We start from the raw sequence: 19,096 nt of genomic DNA, 5'->3' as shown, positions 1-19,096 counted from the left end.
AAGGGTCCGCGCACCGTGGGAGGTTGCCATGGACGACCGAGACGCGCGGGTAAGCGGAGCCGCGTCGGTGGAGGCTCGCCGAGCGGTGCCTTCGTACGCCCGGAAACCGGCCGAGCAGTTCCGTCAGACCATGATGGTGCGCTATCTGCAGGCCATGGCCTCGCACTCGGCACGGGTCGCCGCCGAGGAGCCGGCCATCCCCCCGACCGCCGCACCCGCTCGGACCGGCACACCGACGGCCACCGTCGCCGACCTTCAAGTGCGGCACGTCATGAAGCGGTCCGTCACCGGGGTCCAGGCCGACACTCCGTTCCTGGAGATCGCCCGGGTGCTGGCCCGGCAGCGGATCGGGGCCATCCCCGTGATCGACGAGGCCCAGCGCGTCGCCGGAGTGATCGCGGAGTCCGACCTCCTGGCCCGGGCGGCCGACCTCTCCGCACCACCCGGCGAACGCCACCACGCGTTCGCCAAGCTGCTCGGCCGCCACCGAGGACTCGGCGGCGACGCGGGCGCCACGGCCGCCACGCTGATGTCCGCACCGGCGCTCACCGTGCACCCTTGGACGCCTGTGGTGGAGGCGGCGCGTACGGCCGCCCGCTCCCGGGTCCGGCAGGTCTTCGTGACCGATCACCGGGACCGGCTCGTGGGCGTCGTCAGCCGCGGCGAACTGCTGCACGCCCTGATCCGTGACGACCGGGCGATCCACGCGGAGATCGTCTCCCAGGTCATCGACGGGCTGGGGCTCGATCGCGATCATGTGGACGTGCGTGTCCGCAACGGCACCGTCACCCTCAGCGGCTCGGTCGACGCCGAGCTGATTCCGCGGCTCAACGAGCAAGTGGCGCGCATCCCGGACGTGTACGAGGTCGTGGACCGTCTGATCGCGCACTGAGCCCCATGCCCGTACGGCAGTGAAGAGCACTCGCAGCAGACGAGAAGGGCCGCGTCATGTCGGACACCGCAACGGAGACCACCGCAGCGCTGCGATCGCAGGAGCCCGAGGTGCACCGGCTCGACGTCGTGCACGTCCACGGTGACGCGTACGCCGTCGATGTCCGCGGGCATCAGCTCCTGGTCGACCAGCCGTCGGAGGCGGGCGGCAACGACACCGCCCCCACTCCCGTCGAGTTGTTCGCGGCCTCCCTGGCCACCTGTGTGGCCTTCTACGCGGGCCGCTACCTCCAGCGCCACGGCATACCCCGCTCCGGACTGCACGTCCGTACGGAGTTCACGATGGCGCCTGACCGTCCCGCCCGGGTCGCGTCCGTGCGGCTGTTGATCACCCCTCCGCCGGGGCTGTCCCCGCAGCGCCACGCCGCCCTGGTGGCGGTCGCCTCGCACTGCACCGTCCACAACACGCTGCACGAGACACCGGAGACGGAGATCCGGCTGGAACCGGGGACCTCCGACTGACCTTCCGGCGAACTTGGGGATACGGTGCCACGTCACCTCGTCGCCGGTGCTCCGGCCGACAGCGCCCGACCGCAGGCGGCTGCGCCGCTCGGCGGGTCGGGCGCAACGGTGCAAGGTCTGCGCCCGGACGAGGTGTTCGAGGCGTACGGCGTCCCGCCGCGCGGGCTGTCCGCCGAGGAGGCGGAGTCCCGGCGCACGGCCTACGGCCCCAACCAGCTGCCGCGGGCCCGCCGCAAGGGCCTGTGGCGGCGGTTCGCGGCGCAGTTCACCGACCTGTTCGCGGTGGTCCTGCTGGCCGCGTCGGCGCTGACGTTCCTCGCCTACGCCCTCCAGGACCCGCGCGACGCCGGCAATCTCCAACTGGCTTTCGCGATCCTGGGCGTGGTCGTGCTGAACGCGGTGATCGGCTTCGTCCAGGAGTACTCGGCCGAGCGCACCGCGCAGACGCTCCAGGCGATGGTTCCGCACACCTGCCGGGTGCTGCGGGACGGGGAGCGGCGGGAGCTGCCGTCCAGTGCGCTGGTGCCCGGGGACCTGGTCCTGCTGGAGGCGGGGGACGCCGTGTCCGCGGACGCGCGGGTCGTCGAGGCGCATGGGCTTTCGGTGAACAACGCGCCCCTGACCGGCGAGAGTTCGGCCGTCGGGCGGTCCGCCGAACCGAGTTCCGCGGGCAGCGCGCTGGACGCCCGCAACTGTGTCTTCATGGGGACCACGGTGGTCTCCGGATCGGGCAAGGCGATCGTCCACGCGACCGGTCCCGCCACCGAGTTCGGGCGGATCTTCCGGCTCACCGACACCGCGCCGCGGCAGAAGACGCCGTTGCAGCGCGAGGTGGCCGTCATGGCCCGGCGTGTGGCGGCGTTGGCGATCGCGATCGGCGCGGGCATGCTGGCGCTGCGCCTGCAGACCGGACAGCCGGTGGTGTCGGCGTTCGTGTTCGCGCTCGGGGTGATGGTCGCGCTGGTGCCCGAGGGGCTGCCCGCGACGCTGTCGGTGTCGCTGGCCATCGGTGTGCGGCGGATGGCTCGTCGGCAGGCCCTGGTCAAACGGCTGCTCGCGGTCGAGGCACTGGGTTCCACGACCGTGATCTGCACGGACAAGACGGGCACTCTGACGCAGGCCGAGATGACCGTCACGCGGATCTGGAGCGCGGGCACCTGGCACGCTGTCTCCGGCGTGGGGTACGCGCCGGTCGGCGCGGTGGCCCATCCCGGCCCGGTCCGTGAGCTGCTGCGGAGCGCGGCCCTGTGCACCGACGCCCGGCTGGTGCCGCCCACCGCCCGCGAGGGCTGGCGGGTGCTCGGCGACACCACGGAGGGCGCGATCCTGGTCGCCGCGGCCAAGGGAGGTCTGGACATCGCCGCGGAGAAGGACGCGGCCCCGCGGATCGGGGAGTTCCCCTTCGACCCGGTGCGCAAGCTGATGAGCACCGTGCACCGCGGACCCGACGGCGACGTGGTGTGTGTCAAGGGTGCTCCGCAGGAACTGCTCGCCCGGTGCACCCGGATACGGCACCAGGGGACGGCACGCGCCCTCACCGAGGACCTCCGGGCTCAGGTCACCACGGCGAACGACACGATGGCCGGCGCGGGCCTACGCGTCCTCGGCGTCGCCGTGCGCCGGATGGAGGAGCTGCCCGGCAGCACCGAGCAGGCGGAGACGGGACTGACCTTCCTGGGGCTGATCGGCATGCTCGACCCGCCCCGGGCCGAGGTGTCCGAGGCCGTGCGGGCGTGCCACAAGGCGGGCATCCGCATCGTCATGGTGACCGGGGACCATCCGCTGACGGCCGAGGCGATCGCCCGGCGCGTCGGCATCGTCACCGGTGCCTCCCCGACCGTGGTGACCGGCGCCCGGCTGGACTCCATGGACGCTGCCGCGCTCGACGCGCTGCTCGCGGCCCCCGGTCAGTTGCTGCTGTGCCGGGTCAGTCCCGAGCACAAGATGCGGGTCGTGGCGGCGTTCCAGTCCCGGGGCGAGGTCGTGGCCGTCACCGGGGACGGGGCGAACGACGCGCCCGCGCTCAAGCACGCCGACATCGGCGTCGCCATGGGAGCAGGCGGCACGGACGTCGCCCGGGAGGCGTCCGAGATGGTGCTGCTCGACGACTCCTTCGCCTCCATCACCGCCGCGGTGGAGCTGGGCCGGTCCGTGTACGGCAACATCCGCAAGTTCCTGGCCTATCTCTTCAGCCACAACATCGCCGAGCTCGTACCGATCCTCGCCGCGGCCTTCGCCGGCTTCCCGCTGGTGCCGCTGACAGCGGTGCAGATCCTCGCCATCGACCTGGGCTCGGACGTGCTTCCAGCGCTGGCTCTGGGGGCGGAGCCGCCCGAGCGGGACACCATGGAACGCCCGCCCCGCTCCCGCCGTGAACGGCTGTTCTCCGCCGCGCTCGTCCGCCGGTTCCTGTTCCTCGGCACGGTGATGTCGCTCGGCGTGTGTGCCGTGTTCTTCTGGCAGGTCAACGCCTCGGGGATCCCTTTCGACGAGTTCACCGCCGACGACCCCGCCTACCGGAAGGCGATCACTCTCACCCAGGCCGCGATCGTGGTGGGTCAGTTCTTCAACGCGCTGGCCGTGCGCACCGACCGGCTCAGCGTCTTCACCGCCGGGCTGTTCTCCAACCCCCGGCTGATCGCCGCCGGTTGCTTCGGCGTGGGCCTGATGGCCGCCATCAGTTACGCGCCCCCGTTGCAGACGGTGTTCAACACGGCGCCACTCGCCCTCACGGACTGGGCCGTCCTGGCCGGCTTCGGTGTCCTGCTGCTGGGCGCCGAGGAGGCCCGCAAGTGGTGGGTGCGCCGCACCCCGGTCACCATCGAGAAGGAGAAGGAGGCGGCACCATGAGAGTCATCGTGGTGGGCTGCGGCCGGGTCGGTTCCTCCCTGGCCGCGCAACTCGCCGCCGAGGACCACGACGTGCGCGTCATCGACCGCGACCCCAGGACCGAGCGGCTGCTGCCGGCCGGCTTTCCCGGCCGGGTCCTGCACGGCAACGGGTTCAGCCGCACCCTGCTGGAGAGCGCCGGCATCGAGCTCGCCGACGCGTTCGTCGCCGTCACCTCCGGCGACAACACCAACATCGTCAGCGCCCGCACGGCCAAGGAGACCTACCGGGTCCCGATCGTGCTGGCGCGCATCTATGATCCACGGCGCGCCGACATCTACCGCGAGCTCGGCATCCCGACGATCGCGAGCGTGCGCTGGACCGTCCACCAGCTGCACCAGATGCTGCTGCACCGCCATCTGACCCCGGAACTCGACTTCGGCAACGGCGAGACCCTGTTGCTGAGGTCCCTGCTTCCCGCCTATCTGACCGGCCGCCCGCTCGGCGACCTGGAGGTCGACGGGGAGATCCGGATCGTCGAGGTCACCCGCGGAGGCCGCTCGTTCCTGCCGACGCACCACACCCGGGCCGAGGCGGACGACCTCGTCACGTTCGCCGTCGCCGCCGACGCGCTGGGCCGGCTGCGCGGCTTCCTGGACAAGGAGCTCGGGACATGAGAGTCGTCGTCGCCGGGGCCGGGCGCCTCGGCACCCAGATCGCCCAGGTGCTGGGCGCCGCCCGCAACCAGGTCACACTCGTCGACCAGGACGACGACCGGGTCGCCGAACTCCGGGGACATGTGCCCGCCGAGGTGCGCGTCGGGGACGCCTGCGAGCCGACCGTCCTGGAGGGCGCGGGCGCGCACGCCGCCGACCTGGTCGTCGCCACCACCGGCGAGGACGAGGACAACCTCGTCATCAGCCTGCTCGCCAAACGCCAGTTCAAGGTCGCCCGCGTCATCGCCCGTGTCAACGACGACGAGAACGCCTGGCTCTTCACCCCGCACTGGGGTGTCGACACCGCCGTACCGGCCGCCGCGCCGCTCATCTCCCTCATCGAAGAAGCGACCGGCGCCACGGACACCGTCGCCCTGCTCCGCCTGAGCAAGGCGGGCGTGAACGTCATCGAGACGACCATCACCGGGCAGTCCCGCGCGGTGGGCCACACCCTCGCTGAACTCGCCGTCCCGCCGGGCATCGTCATCGCAGCCGTCGTCCGCGGAGGTCGACCTGCCTCTCCCGACCCCGGTCTCACGCTGCGGGAGGACGACGTGATCCTCGTCGTGTCCCACGCCGCCACCGAGGGCGAGGTGCACGCGGTCTTCCAGTGACACGCCAGCTTCCCGTGCGCCGGCGAACGGCCGTGATCCGAGGGGCCGCACGGCCCGGTTTGCGGGCCGTCCGGCCCCGAGCGAGGCCTGACTGGCTCTCCCCCCAGGCAGGCCGATGCTGACACGCTGGAAGGGTGACGGGGATCTTCCGTCACCCGGTGAAGGGAGGCGCGCCATGCGCCACCGTACGGTCGCCGATCTGATGACCCGCGATGTCGTCCGGGCCCGGTGCGAGACGCCGTTCAAGGAGCTCGTGAGGCTGCTGGCGGACCATGACGTCACCGCTGTACCCGTGGTGGACGATCTGGACCGGCCTCTGGGCGTGGTCTCCGAGACAGATCTGCTGCGCAAGTGCTCCGTACAGACCGACTCGGTCAGCCGGACACCGCTGCCTCATCCGCAGGAGTGGGAACGCGCAAAAGCCCAGGGCGTCAAGGCCGAGGAACTGATGTCGGCTCCCGCCGTGTGCGTGCATCCGGAGTGGACCGTGGCCGAAGCGGCCCGCCTCATGATGCTCCGGAGCGTCAAGCGGCTGCCCGTGGTGGACGAGGCGGGCCGGCTCAAGGGCATAGTCAGCCGCGGGGACCTGCTGCGGGTCTTCCTGCGCCGGGACGACGCCATCCGCGACGAGATCGCCCGGGAGGTACTGCAGGAGACGCTGCGCCTCGCACCCTCGGACGTGACGGTCGAGGTGAGCGAGGGGAGGGTGACCCTCCACGGATCCGTGACGGTCAACGGCCTGATCCCCATCATCGAGCGGCTGTGCAGGAGTGTCGACGGCGTGGTCTCGGTCCGCGCGCACATCGGATACCGGGTGGACGAGTCCCTCGCCCAGCACGGCCCCGGCGCCACGCCACCGGCGGGAGCCCGCCCACCGGAGCGCACCCGCTGACGTCAACTGCCACAGGGAGGGGACCCAGTCATGAAGGTGGGAGTTCTGACCGGCGGCGGCGATTGTCCCGGCCTCAATGCCGTGATCCGCAGCGTCGTCCGCAAGGGCGTCCAGGAATACGGCTTCGACTTCGTCGGCCTGCGGGACGGCTGGCTCGGCGCGCTCCAGGGGCAGGTGGTCCCGCTGGGCATCGCCGACGTGCGCGGGATCCTGCCCCGCGGCGGAACGATCCTCGGCTCCTCGCGCACCAATCCCCTCAAGCACGAGGACGGGGTGCTGCGCGTCCGGGACACCCTCGCCGCCCACGAAGTGGACGCGCTCGTCGTGATCGGCGGCGAGGACACTCTGGGTGCGGCGGAGGAGTTGAGCCGTCACGGCGTCAAGCTGGTCGGGGTACCGAAGACCATCGACAACGACGTGGTCGGCACCGACTCCACCTTCGGCTTCGACACGGCCGTGGGCATCGCCACGGAGGCCATCGACCGTCTCCACACCACCGCCGAATCACACATGCGCACGCTGGTGGTGGAGGTGATGGGCCGGCACTCCGGATGGATCGCCCTGCACGCCGGTGTCGCGGGAGGCGCGAACGTGATCCTCGTTCCGGAGCGGCCGTTCGACATCGACCAGGTCTGCGCCTGGGTGCGGAGCCGGTTCAGGACCCACTACGCGCCGATCGTCGTCGTCGCGGAGGGAGCCAAGCCCAAGGAAGGACAGATGGTCCTCAAGGACCGGACGTTGGACGAGTACGGCCATGTGCGGCTGTCCGGCATCGGGGAGTGGCTGGCCCAGGAGATCTCGCAACGCACCGGCAGCGACGCCCGCACCACGGTTCTGGGCCACGTCCAGCGTGGCGGAACTCCCAGTGCCTTCGACCGGTGGCTGGCGACGCGCTTCGGGCTGCACGCCGTCGACGCGGTGAAGAAGGGCGACTTCGGCACGATGACCGCGCTGCGCGGCACCGAGATCGTACGGGTGCCCCTCACCGAAGCCCGAGGGCGGACCAAGCAGGTGGATCCGTCGCTGTACGACGAGTTCTCGGTGTTCTTCGGCTGACCTCAGCCGGCTTTCCCCCTGATGTACCAAAACCGGAACGACAGAAGAGGTGGAACGATGACCGACATCCCGGGCCTGCTGGGCGAGGAGGCCAAGGACCTGCTGACCCACACAGCCGAAGGGATCCCCAGGGAGGATCTGGTGCTCCCCGGCGGCGACTTCGTCGACCGCGTCATGGCCGCGACCGACCGCTCGCCCCGCGTGCTGCGCAACCTCCAGTCCCTCTTCGACCACGGCCGTCTGGCCGGCACCGGCTATGTGTCGATCCTGCCGGTGGACCAGGGCATCGAGCATTCCGCGGCCTCCGCGTTCGCCCCGAACCCCCGCTACCTCGACCCGCGCAACATCGTCGAACTCGCCCTGGACGGCGGCTGCAACGCGGTCGCCAGCACCCTCGGGGTGCTCGGGGCGGTGTCGAGGCGCTACGCGCACCGGATCCCCTTCATCGTGAAGCTCAACCACAACGAGCTGCTGACCTACCCCAACCACCACGACCAGATCATGTTCGGCAACGTCCAGCAGTGCTTCGACCTCGGTGCCTCCGGGGTCGGCGCCACGGTCTACTTCGGCTCGGAGCAGGCGGACCGCCAACTGCGGGAAGTGAGCGAGCTCTTCGCGAAGGCGCATGAACTGGGCATGTTCACCGTGTTGTGGTGCTACCTGCGCAACCCGGCCTTCAAGCACGTCGGCGTGGACTACGCGCTCTCCGCCGATCTCACGGGCCAGGCCAACCATCTCGGCGTGACCATCGAGGCCGACATCGTCAAGCAGAAACAACCGGAGAACAACGGCGGATTCCGCGCGCTCGACTTCGGAAAGACCGACCAGCGTGTGTACGGCACGCTCGTCACCGACCACCCCATCGACCTCACCCGCTGGCAGGTGGCCAACTGCTACATGGGGCGCGTGGGGCTCATCAACAGCGGCGGCGCCTCGGCCGGCCAAGGCGACCTGGCGCAGGCCGTACGCACCGCGGTGATCAACAAGCGGGCCGGCGGCACCGGCCTCATCACCGGCCGCAAGGCCTTCCAGCGGCCCGCCGCGGAGGGCGTCGCGCTGCTGCACGCCGTCCAGGACGTCTATCTCGACGACAGCGTCACCGTCGCCTGACCGAGGCGTGTCCGCACGCTCGGGCAGGGGCCACGAGGCCCTTGCCGCAGGACGTTCGGCACCTGCGCCGCCGCGCCTGCCCGGCGCTCGATGGAAGCATGACGAACGTAGGGAATGTGCCTCCGACGGCAGCGGCCCCGCGGGGCCGGCGGGCGGGCAACCGCTGGGGCTGTCTCGTGGTGCTCTGTGTGTCGCTGCTGATCGTCACGCTGGACAACACGATTCTGAACGTGGCACTGCCCACCCTGGTGCAGGAACTCGACGCGACGACCACCCAGTTGCAGTGGATCGTGGACGCCTACGCGCTGGTCTTCGCCGGGCTGATGCTGGTCTCCGGCAGCAGCGCGGACCGTTTCGGCCGCCGACGCGTGTTCGTCGCCGGCCTGACGGTGTTCGGAGCGGCCTCGGCATGGGCCGCGTACTCCGGATCCGTGGACACGCTCATCGCGGCACGGGCCGCCATGGGCGTCGGAGCGGCCATGATGATGCCCGCCACGTTGTCCATCATCACGGACGTGTTCCGCGAACCGAGCGAGCGGCGCCGTGCGATCGGCGTCTGGGCCGCCACCAGCGGGCTGGGTATCGCCATCGGTCCGGTGGCGGGCGGGCTGCTGCTGGAGCATTTCTGGTGGGGCTCGGTCTTCTGGGTCAACATCCCCGTCGCGCTGGCAGGCCTGGTGGGTGTGCTGCTGCTGGTGCCGGAGTCCCGCAATCCGGCCGCGCTGCGCCCTGACCCGGTCGGCTCCGTGCTGTCCGTCGCGGCACTGGGACTGCTGCTGTGGGCGATCATCGAGGCGCCGGTGCGCGGCTGGACGTCGGGCCTGGTGCTGGGCGCGGGCGGTGTCGGCCTGGCGGTGCTGGTGTGCTTCGTGTTCTGGGAGCGGACGAGCACGCATCCGATGCTCAATCTCGGCTTCTTCCGCGAACGCCGGTTCTCGGTCGCCACCGCCTCGGTGTCCCTGGCGATGTTCGGGCTCTTCGGGGCCCTGTTCGTACTGACGCAGTACCTGCAGTTCGGGCTCGGCTACACGGCTCTGGAGACCGGTGTGCGGATCCTGCCGGTGGCCGGCCTGCTGGCGCTGGTCGCGCCGCTGTCCCCGGTTCTGGTGCGGTGGGCGGGCACCAAGGCGGTGGTGGGGACGGGGCTGGTGGTCGTCGCGGGCGGGCTGTGGCAGCTGTCCACCGCCGAGGCCTCGTCCGCGTACGGCGACGTGCTCGGCGGGATGATGCTGCTGGGTCTCGGCGCCGGCCTCGTCGTCCCGGCCGCGCTGGACTCCCTCATGGGCACCCTGCCGATCGGCGACACGGGGGTGGGGTCGGCGACCAACGGGGTCTCCGTCCAACTGGGCGGGGCCCTCGGTGTGGCCGTCATCGGCAGCCTGCTGACGACCCGTTACCAGGACCGCATGCGTCCGCGGCTGGCCCCGCACCGGCTGCCGCAGGACGTGTCGGACGACGTGCTCGGCTCGCTCGGCGGAGCGCTGTCGCTGGCCGAGCGGGTCGGTGGCACGGCCGGCCGGATGCTCGCTGAGGTGGCCCGGTCGTCGTTCGTCAGCGGCATGGGGCTGGGCCTCGTGGTCGGCTCCACCGTCGCCGCGGCAGGCGCCCTGCTCGCCTTCTCAGCCCTGCCCTCCCGCACGTCCCGGCGCTGACACGGACACAGCCTTCGCCACAGGAAGGCCCGATGTCCGCTCGCGATCCGCTGCACGAATTCCAGGACGTCTACCGGCCCTCGGAGCGCCCGCCGGTGTTCGCGGGAGTACCCGAGCTGAACTTCCTGATGCTCGACGGCACGGGCGACCCCAACCCGTCCACCGTCTACCGGACGGCGGTCGAAGCCCTGTGCTCCGCGCCGTAGGGCTCGTGGCGCAGATCATGCGTGTGGGCCCGTAGAGCGGCTCAGGACCGTCCTGCGGCAACCGGTCCGGCGCCCGTGCCAGGGTGGGCGTCGCGGGCCATGCCACCGAGGACCAGGTCGACCACGCTCTCCAGGAACGCATCGTCCACGGGCTCCCGGGTCAGCAGGAGCCGCATGTGGAGGGGACCCGTCAACGCTTCGAAGGCGAGCCGCCGATCGATGCCTGGGCGCAGTTCGCCGCGGTGCTCGGCACGGTCGAGCACCGCGGCCCCCGCGGCGAAGCGGTGGTTCCAGAACCGCTCGCGAGCGTCCTCGTACTCGGCCATGTCCTCCCGCAGCGCCATCCGCACCAGCAACTCGCCCAGCGGCGTGCGCACGAAGGCCGCGGCATCGTGCAGCAGCGCGCTGAGATCGGTGCGCAGTGAGCCGGTGTCCGGTACCGGGATCTCCGCATCGGTGCGGTCGAGCACGGCGTCCAGGGCCAGGGCGGCCCGGGTCCCCCATCGTCGGTAGATCGAGGTCTCGTGCACCCCGGCACGGCGGGCGACCTGACCGATCGAGAAGGCCTCGAGGCCTCCGTCGAGCAGCTCGTCCACGGCCGCCGCCAGGACTGCGGCGCGCACCCGTGCGCTTCGGCCGCCCGGTCGGCGCCGAGGCGGCTCGCCGGGGTTCGGCGCGGTGCCGACATGACGCAGGGCGGGGTCGCTTCGACCGGGCCGCACCAGCGGTCAGCTCGCCTTCGGGTAGGACGTCGGCCGCTGAGGGCGCGGCAGTGTCGTGACCTTGCTCGACGGGGCGGTGCCACGCCCGGAGGTGTACGCGGAGATCAGTACGGCCGCCACGGTCGTGGCCGCCATGCCGAGCACGACGATCAGGGTGAACATCGTCCAGAAGCCGTCAGGGAAGAGCATGCTCCTCGCCTCCCGCAAACGCAGGTTCCCTTGCGTTAACCATTCTCCCGCTCCCCCTGCTCGCGCCGCAAGCGCTGCGGTGTCCGTGCAGCGTGGATGCAGCGTCCCCGGCTCTAGCGTTCGGGTCGAACGCAGAAGGAGTTGAGAGACATGGCACCGACCAGCCCCTCCGTGACGCTGCGTGATCTGCTCGGTCTGGGCGATCAGCCGGCAGCGCTCCGGAACTCCGCACTGATCATGATCGACTGCCAGAACACCTACCGTCAGGGCGTCATGCGACTCGACGGTGTCGAGGAGGCGCTGGCGGAGGCCGCCCGACTGCTGTCCCGGGCACGGGACCTCGGCATCCCGGTGCTGCACGTCATGCACCACGCGGGCGAGGGAACCCCGTACGACGTCAACGCCCCCATCGGCCGGATCAGCGACGAGGTGGCGCCGCGGCCCGGGGAGCCCGTCGTCGTCAAGAACTACCCCAGCTCGTTCTTCCACACCGGTCTGCGGGAACTCCTGCGCTCGACGGGCCTGACCGACCTCGTGCTCGCCGGGTTCATGACGCACATGTGCGTCGACTCGACCGCTCGCGACGCCTTCGGTCTCGGCTACCGTCCGACGGTCGTGGCCGCTGCGACCGCCACCCGGGACCTCGTGGGCCCGGACGGCTCGGTGGTACCGGCGGCCACGCTCCAGGCAGCCGCCCTGGCGGGAATCGCCGACCTCTTCGCGGCGGTGGTCGCAAAGGCGGACGAGATCCCCGACTGACCTCCGTGCCGGGGCCCCTCGGTCACGTCCCGGCGGAAGAAGAGATCCCAGGCGGAGAGGATCAGGAACACCTCCCACGGTCCCGGGACCCAGCCCGGTCAGAAGTAGCCGAGCCCGGTGACCGTCCAGACCACGACGAGGAGGTATCGATCACGACGTACCCCATCAGGTCGCCGCGGTACTTCCGCTTCGTCTCGGCGCGCGCCTTCGCCCGCTGGTACTCCGGCGACGACGTTGCGACATCACTCATGACGTCGCCCCTCTTCGCGATGCGCCTCACTGTCTTCGTCGCGCGTCCGCAGCGGTCGGACACCGGGTCCGCGTAGCCGTTCGGAGCGTCTGCGGCGACGTGAGCGTCGCCTGTCGCTCCCACGCGGACCCGGCACGGGGCGGGCCGCCCGGTCCGCCCCTTTTCCACAGAGGCCGCTGCGGCGGTCTGCGCCGGTCCCCACGGCGAACGGCTCCCCTGCCGGCCGGACTACTCAACTCCCCTCTGGATAACAGGCGTTGGCACTACACGGGCCAGCCGACCGCGGGGGCGGAATCCCGCCGTGTGGCCGACGTGCCCATGCCCTCGATGTCCTGCTCAGCGACGGTCACCAGCTGCCGGCCGAGGTCGTTCAGGGCCCTGCCGGCCGCCAGTTCGTCGCCGATCTCGGGTACGTCGCTGTCCGCGGGGTTGCAGTGCGCGGCCCCGTGACCGGTGAGCGAGGTGGTTCCGGTGTCCAGCACCACCCGCGCCTTCGTCGTGCCCTCGTCCTCGAAGAGGTAGAGGCGGACCTTCCATTCCCTGGTGTGCGTCATCGCTGCCTCCTCTTCCCAGTGGTGGCTGTGTCTCCATGGTCGAACAAGGGCACCGCCCGGTCATGGGGCCGAGGGTCCTTCGGCGATCGGCTTCGGCCCACTCCGCGCTGATGCGCGGGGAGAGCACCGGCCGTCCCCACGGCCGAGCGGTCTGCGGGCCCCGGTCACCCCACGGGCACCAGAGCGACCGGGCAGTGCGCCCGGTGCAGCAGCGCGTCGGTGAACGAGCCGCGCTGCGGGGCGGGCCGTCGCCCGTGCGGACGGTGCGCCGTGATGACGACCAGATCGGCGAGGCGAGTGGCCTCCACCAGCGCCCGGGACGCGCCGGACCACACCGTGTCGACACGGACCCCGACCTCGGGGAACCTCTCGCGCAGTCCGGCGACCGCCAGTCGGGGCACGGCCGACTCGCTGCGCAGCAGGGTCGTCATCGCCGTCCCCGCCCGCTCGGTGGGCGGCACGCGCCGGCTGCCCGTCAGCTGCGGTACGGCGGACACATGGAGGACCCAGGCCTGCGCGCTCCGCTGCCGTGCCTCTTCGAAGGCGAACTGCGCGGCGCAGGCGTCTGTGTCGTCCGCCACCCCCACCAGCACCGTGCCGTGCTCCGGATCACCGGGCGCCCGCTCCCCGCGCACCACCAGCAGGGGACTGCCGCAACGCGCCGCGACCCGCAGGCTCACGGAGCCGCCCAGCAGCTCGGAGACCCGGCCCGGCCCTCTGCTGCCCACAACGGTCAGCGCGGCCCACTCGCCGCGGCGCACCAGCTCCGTAGCGGCGGGTTCCGGGCTCAGGGTCCGCATGACGTCGAGTCCGGGGGCGAGCTCCCGCGCCCGCGTGGCGGCACGCGCCAGGACGTCGTGCGCCGTGCCGATGAGGGAGTCCATGTCCCGCGCGCCCGGCTGTGCGTCGGCGGCGCCGTGCCTGGCCCACGGCCAGGCGTGCAGGATCTCCAGCGGCGCCCCGCGGGCCTGTGCCTCGGCCGCTGCCCAGTCCAGCGCACGGGACGCCCCGTCCGATCCGTCGACACCGACGAGGACGTGCCCGCTCAGAGGCGGTCCGGGGGTGTCGGCGGCGTAGTCCCAGAGGGTCTTGTGCTCTCTCGTCTCCATCGGGTCCCCCACTGCTCAGCGTTGCGCGCCGAGACGGACGCGCAGGTTCTGGAACTGCCGGGTCTGCATGACGAAGTGCGCGGGCTCCCCCAGCAGCAGGTCGAACGGGCCGACGAGCCACCGGGGACGTCCTTGCCCGCGGGTGCGGACCACCAGGCGGGTCTCCCCGAACGGGGCGGGCCGCAGATGGAAGCCCCAGACGCCGTCGAGGCGCGCCGAGGGCATGGGCTCGGACTCCGGGTCGAAGGAGCGGCCGCAGGCCAGGTTCAGGTCCGAGCGCAGCACGAGGGTGCGGTTCGGCTCCAGGCGGGCCACGGTGAACCAGGCCCTGCCGTCCCGCATGGAGGGCAGCCGCTGCCCCTCCCTCAGGTCCTGCCACTCGGGCACAACGCGGTCGGCGCTGGCGTCCCCGTGGTGGTCCAGTCGGTCCCAGCTGTACCAGCCCGCGCGGTCGTCGCCCATCTGCACCAGCCAGGGCCACACCTTCTCGGGAGGCGCCGGCAGGGTGGTGGCCATGGTGGAGGTGCCGTCGGCGTCGGGCACGAGTTCGTCGCCCGGGTAGGTACCGCCGGTCTCCTCCGGCGTCGCACCCCAGGTCAGCAGCCTGGGGCGGAGGCGCCGTGTGTAGAGCGTCAGCGCGGCGCAGGCCATCAGCAGGGGCAGCAGTCGCGCTTCCGGTCGTCGGCATGATCGCGGCTCGGACATCGGGTCCTCCCTGGTCACCCACGTGGGGTGCGGTAGGAGACCGGTGCGCGGGGACGGACGGGCCGCACACCGGCGGTCGTATGGGTCTCGGTCCGGGTGGCCGGGGTTCCCTCGCGGCACTGCGGTGGAGTGACGGCCGAGGGTCCCGTCCTCGTTCTCGCTTCGGACTCCCGCACGCGCCAAAGGGGGCCGTCGCGCGGAGCCCTCGCTTCAGTTCCTGCCTAACGGACGGGGCACGGGCCGCGCGAGAGCCGGTCGGCCCTCGCCGGGGCCCGACCGGCCCGGCGGCCGCCCACTGTCGCCGGGCTGCGGACGCGGTACGACATCCTCCCGCGGCAGGGCCTGCCGGCCCCTCGCCAGGGCCGGTCGGCCCTGCCCCCGTCCTCGGCCGCGTACTGCAATGGGAAGGAGAAGACGTCTCACTTCCGCGGCGGGCGGCGGTGGAGTGCCGTCGGGCCGCGATCCGGTGCGGGGAGGCGGCAGATGCGTTTCGACGACCGCCGGGCTGCCGGGCGGCAGCTGGCCCGGCGCTTGGAGTTCCTGCGGGGCCAGGACGTGCTGGTGCTCGGTCTGCCACGGGGCGGGGTCCCGGTGGCGTACGAGGTGGCCACCGCGCTCGCCGCACCTCTCGACGTGCTCGTGGTGCGCAAGCTCGGCGTGCCCTGGCAGCCGGAGCTGGGCTTCGGCGCCATCGGGGAGAACGGCGTGCGCGTCCTCAACCACGCCGTGCTCGCCGACACCGGGCTCGACTCCGCCGAACAGGCCGCCGTGGAGGACGCCGAGCGGGCCGAACTGGAGCGGCGCGTGAGCCGCTACCGCCAGGGCCGCGCCCCCGTGCCGTCGGCCGGGCGCACGGTGGTGATCGTGGACGACGGGCTGGCCACCGGATCCACCGCCGAGGCCGCCTGCCAGGTGGCACGAGGCCAGGGCGCGGCCCGGATCGTGCTCGCGGTGCCCGTGGGGCCGACCCCCGTGGTCGGGCGTCTACGGAAGGTCGCCGATGAGGTGGTCTGCCTGCGGTCGATGCAGTTCCTGGGCGCGGTGGGCGCCTGGTACCACGACTTCACCCAGACCTCTGACGCCGAGGTGACCGCGCTGCTCGCTCAGGCCGCGCGTCAGGCGTCGGCTGCTCGGCCCCCGGTGGCCCCGCACCCCCTGCCGAATCGGGAGGTACGGGTACCGGCCGCCGGGGCCCGGCTGGGCGGGCGGCTCGTGCTGTCCGACGCGGCCCCGGCCGTGGTGGCCTTCGCACATGGCAGTGGCAGCAGCCGGCACAGCCCCCGCAACCGGTACGTCGCCGACGTTCTGAACCGGGCGGGACTGGGCACATTGCTGCTCGACCTGCTCACCGACGAGGAGGAACACGACCGGGCGAACGTGTTCGACGTCCGCCTGCTCGCCCGGCGCCTGTACGCCGCCGCCTCCTGGCTGCGCGACGAAACCGGCCTGCCCGTGGCCTACTTCGGTGCCAGCACCGGCGCGGCCGCCGCACTGGAGGCCGCCGCACCGGACGCCGCCGTCCGCGCGATCGTCTCTCGCGGCGGCCGCCCCGACCTGGCCGACCCCGCCGCTCTGGTCCGGGTGTGCGCCCCCACCCTGCTCATCGTGGGCAGCCGCGACACCACCGTGCTCCGGCTCAACCGGATCGCCGCCGAACGGCTGCACTGCGAGCACCGGCTCGCGGTGGTACCCGGCGCCACCCATCTCTTCCAGGAACCGGACACCCTGGCCACGGCCGCGCAGCTGGCCCGCGACTGGTTCACCACGCATCTCGCACGCTCCGCCGCCGAGGCACCACCGCGCCGGTCACCGTGACGGGCACGGTACGCCCACCACCGAACGGTCCACCGGACAAGGCCAGTTGGCCCTGCAGTCCGACCGCCCCGGCACGATGTACCGGAGGGTGAAGGTATGTCCGCACTCTCGTGCACAGGCGAAGGAGGGACAACGACATGACCACGTCCCATACCTTCCATCAACTCGCCTGGGGCTCCGCCGTGGTGGCGCTCGGGCTGCTCGCATCGGCGACCGTCGCAGGCGACACGGCGGACGCCACGTCCGCAGCCACCGCCGCCGCACCAGTCCGCACCGGCAGCCCGACATCGGCCGTCGACCGGGTCGCCGACTTCTACGGCGCCTATGTCGACGTGCTCTACGACGTCGGCCATGGACGGCTCACCAGCGCCCTGCGCGCCCACTACCTGACGCCCGGACTGCAACGCAGCCTGGCCCGTTGGGAGGCCGCTCACCACAAGGACGGCGTGCTGCGCGCCAAGGGCGTGCCGACCCGGTGGACCGTCGTCTACAACGACAGCGGTATGGGCCACTGCTGGAGCCGGGTCACCCTGACCTGGCAGGACTCCGGCCATCGCACGCACCGTACGCACCTGATGGTCCAGTCGGATCTCGCCACCATGCTCATCTCCGACATCAAGATCGACAAGTGACCCCCTGACGAGGGTTGAGGCTATGGAATCGTCCCCCGCACCGGGTGGAGCGTGATGGTCACCGGCAGAGTTCAGGGGGCGTCGGATACCGACGGGGCGACGACGACAAGGACCTTCCGGCGCCGTGGTCCGCCGCGGGCAAGGGACGTGTCGTGCAGATCTCCGCCGAGATCGTGACCGGTCACCGACTCGCCCCCGTGGATTCACCGGCAACGGTGATGCCGCCCAGCCCGCACCGCGGCCACGTCGCGCTCAGCTTGTGTGTCCGGCCGACGTCCCCCACCTGCCGCCGGCCGGACACCAGGATCCCCACCCGTCGCGCGGGAGGAGAACGGGCGGGGAAAGCCGAACCGAAGCCGACTCGATGTGATGGCCGACGCTCGTGACGGCTCGGGACACGGGGTGATGCTGGGTACTCACAGCCACGTCCTGAGGCGACAGCCTGGGTCCTGGGCTCGACACCAAGCCTAGGCCGCCGCCGCCCGGCGGCCAGATGCCTGCCGGTGGTGCGAAGGGCCCGGCCGGCGCCTTGACGTATACGAGAGACGACTGAGCCATCCGCCCGGCGGATCCGGGACGACGCCCCGGACGACCGTAGAGGCCGAACTCCGCTGCACCTCACTGCACTTGATCTCCCCCTGGCCCGCTGCGAACGGCGCCCGTCCTGACCCGTCGGAGGCGGCCGCACGTCGCCGCTGGGCGGTACGCTCCCTCGATCTGGCCGCCGTCCGCCTGAGCACCCGCCCCCCGCGACTGCCCGTCGACACCCGCGTGCTCGGCACCCCGCCCGGTGAGGCCTTGCTGACGGCCGGCGTGAATGCCGGACCCCTCGTCCCCGGCTCCCGCGGCCTGGGCACCACGTCCGCTTCCCTGCTCGGCTCGACCAGCGCCAGGACCGCCGCCGTGGCCGACTTCCCCCTCACGCTCGTACGACCGCCCGAGTCCCACCCCGGTGAGCCGGCCCCCGACGGTCCCGTCCTCCTCACGCTCGACGCCGGTCACGGCCACAACAGCCTGGCCGCGGCGGTACGGCGGCCGCCTCGTGTCCGCCGCGCCGGACGGCTGCTCACCGAGGTCCTGACGCCCTGGCGGCAGAAGATTCCCGAGGTGCGGGTGGAGGAGGTGTGTCTTGAGGATGTCCCTGCGTGTGCCGTGCCCACCGCCGGCGGACACGCGGCCCTCGTCGCCCTCGGACACCGCGTCGCCTCCGGCGACACACCTCGGCTCGGAGCGGTGGCCCATGCCGCCGTGCGCCGGGCCACGTCCCCGGTCTTGTCCGTCCCCTACGGTTGACGCCGCGGCACAGGACGGGCCGGCGCCGCGCTCACCGCGTTCCACAAGCGCCCTTCGCACTCGGGCCGAACGGCACCGCCGCAAGCCCCGGTCGGCCCTGGCATCCGGGGTGCCGGCGCGCGACGCTGGCAACAGAGGGGCACGACAGCCGAGTTCACGTCGCCCCCTCCCGTCGGCGTCCGTTTCCCCATCTCAGGAAGGCGGCGGATCTCATGTATGCGTTCGGGATGCTGGCGCTGCTCGGGCTGGCAGTGCTGATCGTCGCGAAGATCGGGCACCGCTACCTGTATCTGTTGCCGGAGCTCTGGGCGTTCTCCCTGGTGGCTCTCGGCATGGGCGCCGCGTGGCTCGCGGACTTCGATCTGTTCGGGGTCTGGGACCTCGCAGTGCGCAACGACACCATCGGCGTCACGATCACCGGATTCCTCATCGCCGGCGCGGCGTACTTCTGGTACGAGGCACTGCGGTTCCTGGCGGGAATCACGCGCAGGTTCACCGATGAGGCCAAGGTGCTGGAGAAGGAGCAGCACCTGCGCAGGGTCGCCTGACGCCGCTCTGCAAGGAGCGACGCGTGGAGGGG

At 71.9% G+C, this 19,096-nt stretch carries 20 protein-coding genes; 15 read left to right on the top strand and 5 right to left on the bottom strand.

Translation table 11 applies throughout. The annotated features are described in order from the left end of the window. Positions 1-28 precede the first annotated feature (28 nt). The 10 genes from PH203_RS39785 (at position 29) to PH203_RS39740 (ending at position 10,488) form a co-directional block, all read left to right on the top strand. Positions 29-892, top strand: a complete 864-nt coding sequence (locus tag PH203_RS39785) for a CBS domain-containing protein (protein ID WP_289926756.1) — start codon at positions 29-31, stop codon at positions 890-892. A gap of 56 nt (positions 893-948) precedes the next feature. Beyond that, positions 949-1,413, top strand: a complete 465-nt coding sequence (locus PH203_RS39780) for an OsmC family protein (RefSeq protein WP_289926755.1) — start codon at positions 949-951, stop codon at positions 1,411-1,413. Between the two features lie 24 nt (positions 1,414-1,437). Next, positions 1,438-4,263, top strand: a complete 2,826-nt coding sequence (locus tag PH203_RS39775) for a cation-transporting P-type ATPase (protein ID WP_289926754.1) — start codon at positions 1,438-1,440, stop codon at positions 4,261-4,263. Beyond that, complete coding sequence (locus PH203_RS39770; RefSeq protein ID WP_289926753.1) at positions 4,260-4,919, top strand: TrkA family potassium uptake protein; 660 nt, start codon at positions 4,260-4,262, stop codon at positions 4,917-4,919. Before PH203_RS39775 ends, PH203_RS39770 begins: the two co-directional genes overlap by 4 nt. Then, the gene (locus PH203_RS39765) at positions 4,916-5,572 is read left to right on the top strand and encodes a TrkA family potassium uptake protein (protein ID WP_289926752.1); all 657 of its coding nucleotides are present in this window, start codon (positions 4,916-4,918) and stop codon (positions 5,570-5,572) included. The genes PH203_RS39770 and PH203_RS39765 overlap by 4 nt, the downstream gene beginning before the upstream one ends. A 175-nt stretch (positions 5,573-5,747) precedes the next feature. Continuing rightward, the gene (locus PH203_RS39760; protein ID WP_289926751.1) at positions 5,748-6,464 is read left to right on the top strand and encodes a CBS domain-containing protein; all 717 of its coding nucleotides are present in this window, start codon (positions 5,748-5,750) and stop codon (positions 6,462-6,464) included. 30 nt (positions 6,465-6,494) lie between these two features. After that, positions 6,495-7,520 (top strand): 6-phosphofructokinase, encoded by a 1,026-nt coding sequence (locus PH203_RS39755; protein WP_289926749.1) that lies wholly within the window; start codon positions 6,495-6,497, stop codon positions 7,518-7,520. Positions 7,521-7,577: 57 nt separating this feature from the next. Beyond that, positions 7,578-8,630 carry a class I fructose-bisphosphate aldolase gene (locus PH203_RS39750; RefSeq protein ID WP_289926748.1) on the top strand — a complete coding sequence of 351 codons (1,053 nt, stop codon included), beginning with the start codon at positions 7,578-7,580 and terminating at the stop codon, positions 8,628-8,630. Between the two features lie 98 nt (positions 8,631-8,728). Further along, positions 8,729-10,282 (top strand): MFS transporter, encoded by a 1,554-nt coding sequence (locus PH203_RS39745; protein ID WP_289926745.1) that lies wholly within the window; start codon positions 8,729-8,731, stop codon positions 10,280-10,282. Positions 10,283-10,314: 32 nt separating this feature from the next. Further along, positions 10,315-10,488 carry a hypothetical protein gene (locus PH203_RS39740; protein ID WP_289926744.1) on the top strand — a complete coding sequence of 58 codons (174 nt, stop codon included), beginning with the start codon at positions 10,315-10,317 and terminating at the stop codon, positions 10,486-10,488. Between the two features lie 41 nt (positions 10,489-10,529). Here the strand turns inward: PH203_RS39740 and PH203_RS39735 are convergent, their stop codons facing one another. Both PH203_RS39735 and PH203_RS39730 read right to left on the bottom strand, forming a co-directional pair. Beyond that, the gene (locus PH203_RS39735) at positions 10,530-11,111 is read right to left on the bottom strand and encodes a TetR/AcrR family transcriptional regulator (protein ID WP_289926742.1); all 582 of its coding nucleotides are present in this window, start codon (positions 11,109-11,111) and stop codon (positions 10,530-10,532) included. A 105-nt stretch (positions 11,112-11,216) separates the two neighbouring features. Further along, complete coding sequence (locus tag PH203_RS39730) at positions 11,217-11,399, bottom strand: hypothetical protein (protein WP_289926741.1); 183 nt, start codon at positions 11,397-11,399, stop codon at positions 11,217-11,219. 150 nt (positions 11,400-11,549) lie between these two features. On the opposite strand from PH203_RS39730, the gene PH203_RS39725 reads away from it, so the two are divergent. Further along, on the top strand, positions 11,550-12,158 hold the full coding sequence (locus PH203_RS39725; RefSeq protein ID WP_289926740.1) for a cysteine hydrolase family protein: 609 nt from the start codon (positions 11,550-11,552) through the stop codon (positions 12,156-12,158). Between the two features lie 513 nt (positions 12,159-12,671). On the opposite strand, the gene PH203_RS39720 is transcribed toward PH203_RS39725, so the two are convergent. The 3 genes from PH203_RS39720 to PH203_RS39710 all read right to left on the bottom strand — a co-directional run bounded on the left by PH203_RS39720 (position 12,672) and on the right by PH203_RS39710 (position 14,776). Continuing rightward, on the bottom strand, positions 12,672-12,962 hold the full coding sequence (locus PH203_RS39720) for a DUF1876 domain-containing protein (RefSeq protein WP_289926739.1): 291 nt from the start codon (positions 12,960-12,962) through the stop codon (positions 12,672-12,674). 164 nt (positions 12,963-13,126) lie between these two features. Then, complete coding sequence (locus PH203_RS39715; protein ID WP_289926738.1) at positions 13,127-14,071, bottom strand: universal stress protein; 945 nt, start codon at positions 14,069-14,071, stop codon at positions 13,127-13,129. Between the two features lie 15 nt (positions 14,072-14,086). After that, positions 14,087-14,776, bottom strand: a complete 690-nt coding sequence (locus tag PH203_RS39710) for a hypothetical protein (protein WP_289926737.1) — start codon at positions 14,774-14,776, stop codon at positions 14,087-14,089. A 483-nt stretch (positions 14,777-15,259) separates the two neighbouring features. Between PH203_RS39710 and PH203_RS39705 the strand changes: the two genes are divergently transcribed. From PH203_RS39705 to PH203_RS39690, 4 genes are all read left to right on the top strand, one after another. Then, positions 15,260-16,591 carry a phosphoribosyltransferase gene (locus PH203_RS39705; protein WP_289926736.1) on the top strand — a complete coding sequence of 444 codons (1,332 nt, stop codon included), beginning with the start codon at positions 15,260-15,262 and terminating at the stop codon, positions 16,589-16,591. Positions 16,592-16,728: 137 nt separating this feature from the next. Continuing rightward, positions 16,729-17,223, top strand: coding sequence for a hypothetical protein (locus tag PH203_RS39700; protein ID WP_289926735.1), 495 nt, complete (start codon positions 16,729-16,731; stop codon positions 17,221-17,223). A 627-nt stretch (positions 17,224-17,850) separates the two neighbouring features. Then, a complete protein-coding gene (locus PH203_RS39695) occupies positions 17,851-18,516 on the top strand; it encodes a hypothetical protein (protein ID WP_289926734.1) in 666 nt (221 codons plus the stop codon). Between the two features lie 212 nt (positions 18,517-18,728). Then, positions 18,729-19,064 carry a hypothetical protein gene (locus PH203_RS39690; protein ID WP_289926732.1) on the top strand — a complete coding sequence of 112 codons (336 nt, stop codon included), beginning with the start codon at positions 18,729-18,731 and terminating at the stop codon, positions 19,062-19,064. Positions 19,065-19,096 lie beyond the last annotated feature (32 nt).

The sequence above is a fragment of the Streptomyces sp. S.PB5 genome, assembly GCF_030403745.1.
Classification (GTDB): domain Bacteria; phylum Actinomycetota; class Actinomycetes; order Streptomycetales; family Streptomycetaceae; genus Streptomyces.
The sequence above is the reverse complement of the archived record's forward strand: the minus strand, read 5'-3'. Positions and strand labels throughout refer to the sequence as shown.

Excerpts from the sequence above, each read along its gene's own strand:
- PH203_RS39785 (WP_289926756.1), top strand. The coding sequence starts at position 29 with ATGGACGACCGAGACGCGCGGGTAAGCGGAGCCGCGTCGGTGGAGGCT.
- PH203_RS39780 (WP_289926755.1), top strand. The coding sequence starts at position 949 with ATGTCGGACACCGCAACGGAGACCACCGCAGCGCTGCGATCGCAGGAG.
- PH203_RS39770 (WP_289926753.1), top strand. The coding sequence starts at position 4,260 with ATGAGAGTCATCGTGGTGGGCTGCGGCCGGGTCGGTTCCTCCCTGGCC.
- PH203_RS39765 (WP_289926752.1), top strand. The coding sequence starts at position 4,916 with ATGAGAGTCGTCGTCGCCGGGGCCGGGCGCCTCGGCACCCAGATCGCC.
- PH203_RS39760 (WP_289926751.1), top strand. The coding sequence starts at position 5,748 with ATGCGCCACCGTACGGTCGCCGATCTGATGACCCGCGATGTCGTCCGG.
- PH203_RS39755 (WP_289926749.1), top strand. The coding sequence starts at position 6,495 with ATGAAGGTGGGAGTTCTGACCGGCGGCGGCGATTGTCCCGGCCTCAAT.
- PH203_RS39750 (WP_289926748.1), top strand. The coding sequence starts at position 7,578 with ATGACCGACATCCCGGGCCTGCTGGGCGAGGAGGCCAAGGACCTGCTG.
- PH203_RS39745 (WP_289926745.1), top strand. The coding sequence starts at position 8,729 with ATGACGAACGTAGGGAATGTGCCTCCGACGGCAGCGGCCCCGCGGGGC.
- PH203_RS39740 (WP_289926744.1), top strand. The coding sequence starts at position 10,315 with ATGTCCGCTCGCGATCCGCTGCACGAATTCCAGGACGTCTACCGGCCC.
- PH203_RS39730 (WP_289926741.1), bottom strand. The coding sequence starts at position 11,399 with ATGCTCTTCCCTGACGGCTTCTGGACGATGTTCACCCTGATCGTCGTG.
- PH203_RS39725 (WP_289926740.1), top strand. The coding sequence starts at position 11,550 with ATGGCACCGACCAGCCCCTCCGTGACGCTGCGTGATCTGCTCGGTCTG.
- PH203_RS39720 (WP_289926739.1), bottom strand. The coding sequence starts at position 12,962 with ATGACGCACACCAGGGAATGGAAGGTCCGCCTCTACCTCTTCGAGGAC.
- PH203_RS39715 (WP_289926738.1), bottom strand. The coding sequence starts at position 14,071 with ATGGAGACGAGAGAGCACAAGACCCTCTGGGACTACGCCGCCGACACC.
- PH203_RS39710 (WP_289926737.1), bottom strand. The coding sequence starts at position 14,776 with ATGTCCGAGCCGCGATCATGCCGACGACCGGAAGCGCGACTGCTGCCC.
- PH203_RS39705 (WP_289926736.1), top strand. The coding sequence starts at position 15,260 with ATGCGTTTCGACGACCGCCGGGCTGCCGGGCGGCAGCTGGCCCGGCGC.
- PH203_RS39700 (WP_289926735.1), top strand. The coding sequence starts at position 16,729 with ATGACCACGTCCCATACCTTCCATCAACTCGCCTGGGGCTCCGCCGTG.
- PH203_RS39690 (WP_289926732.1), top strand. The coding sequence starts at position 18,729 with ATGTATGCGTTCGGGATGCTGGCGCTGCTCGGGCTGGCAGTGCTGATC.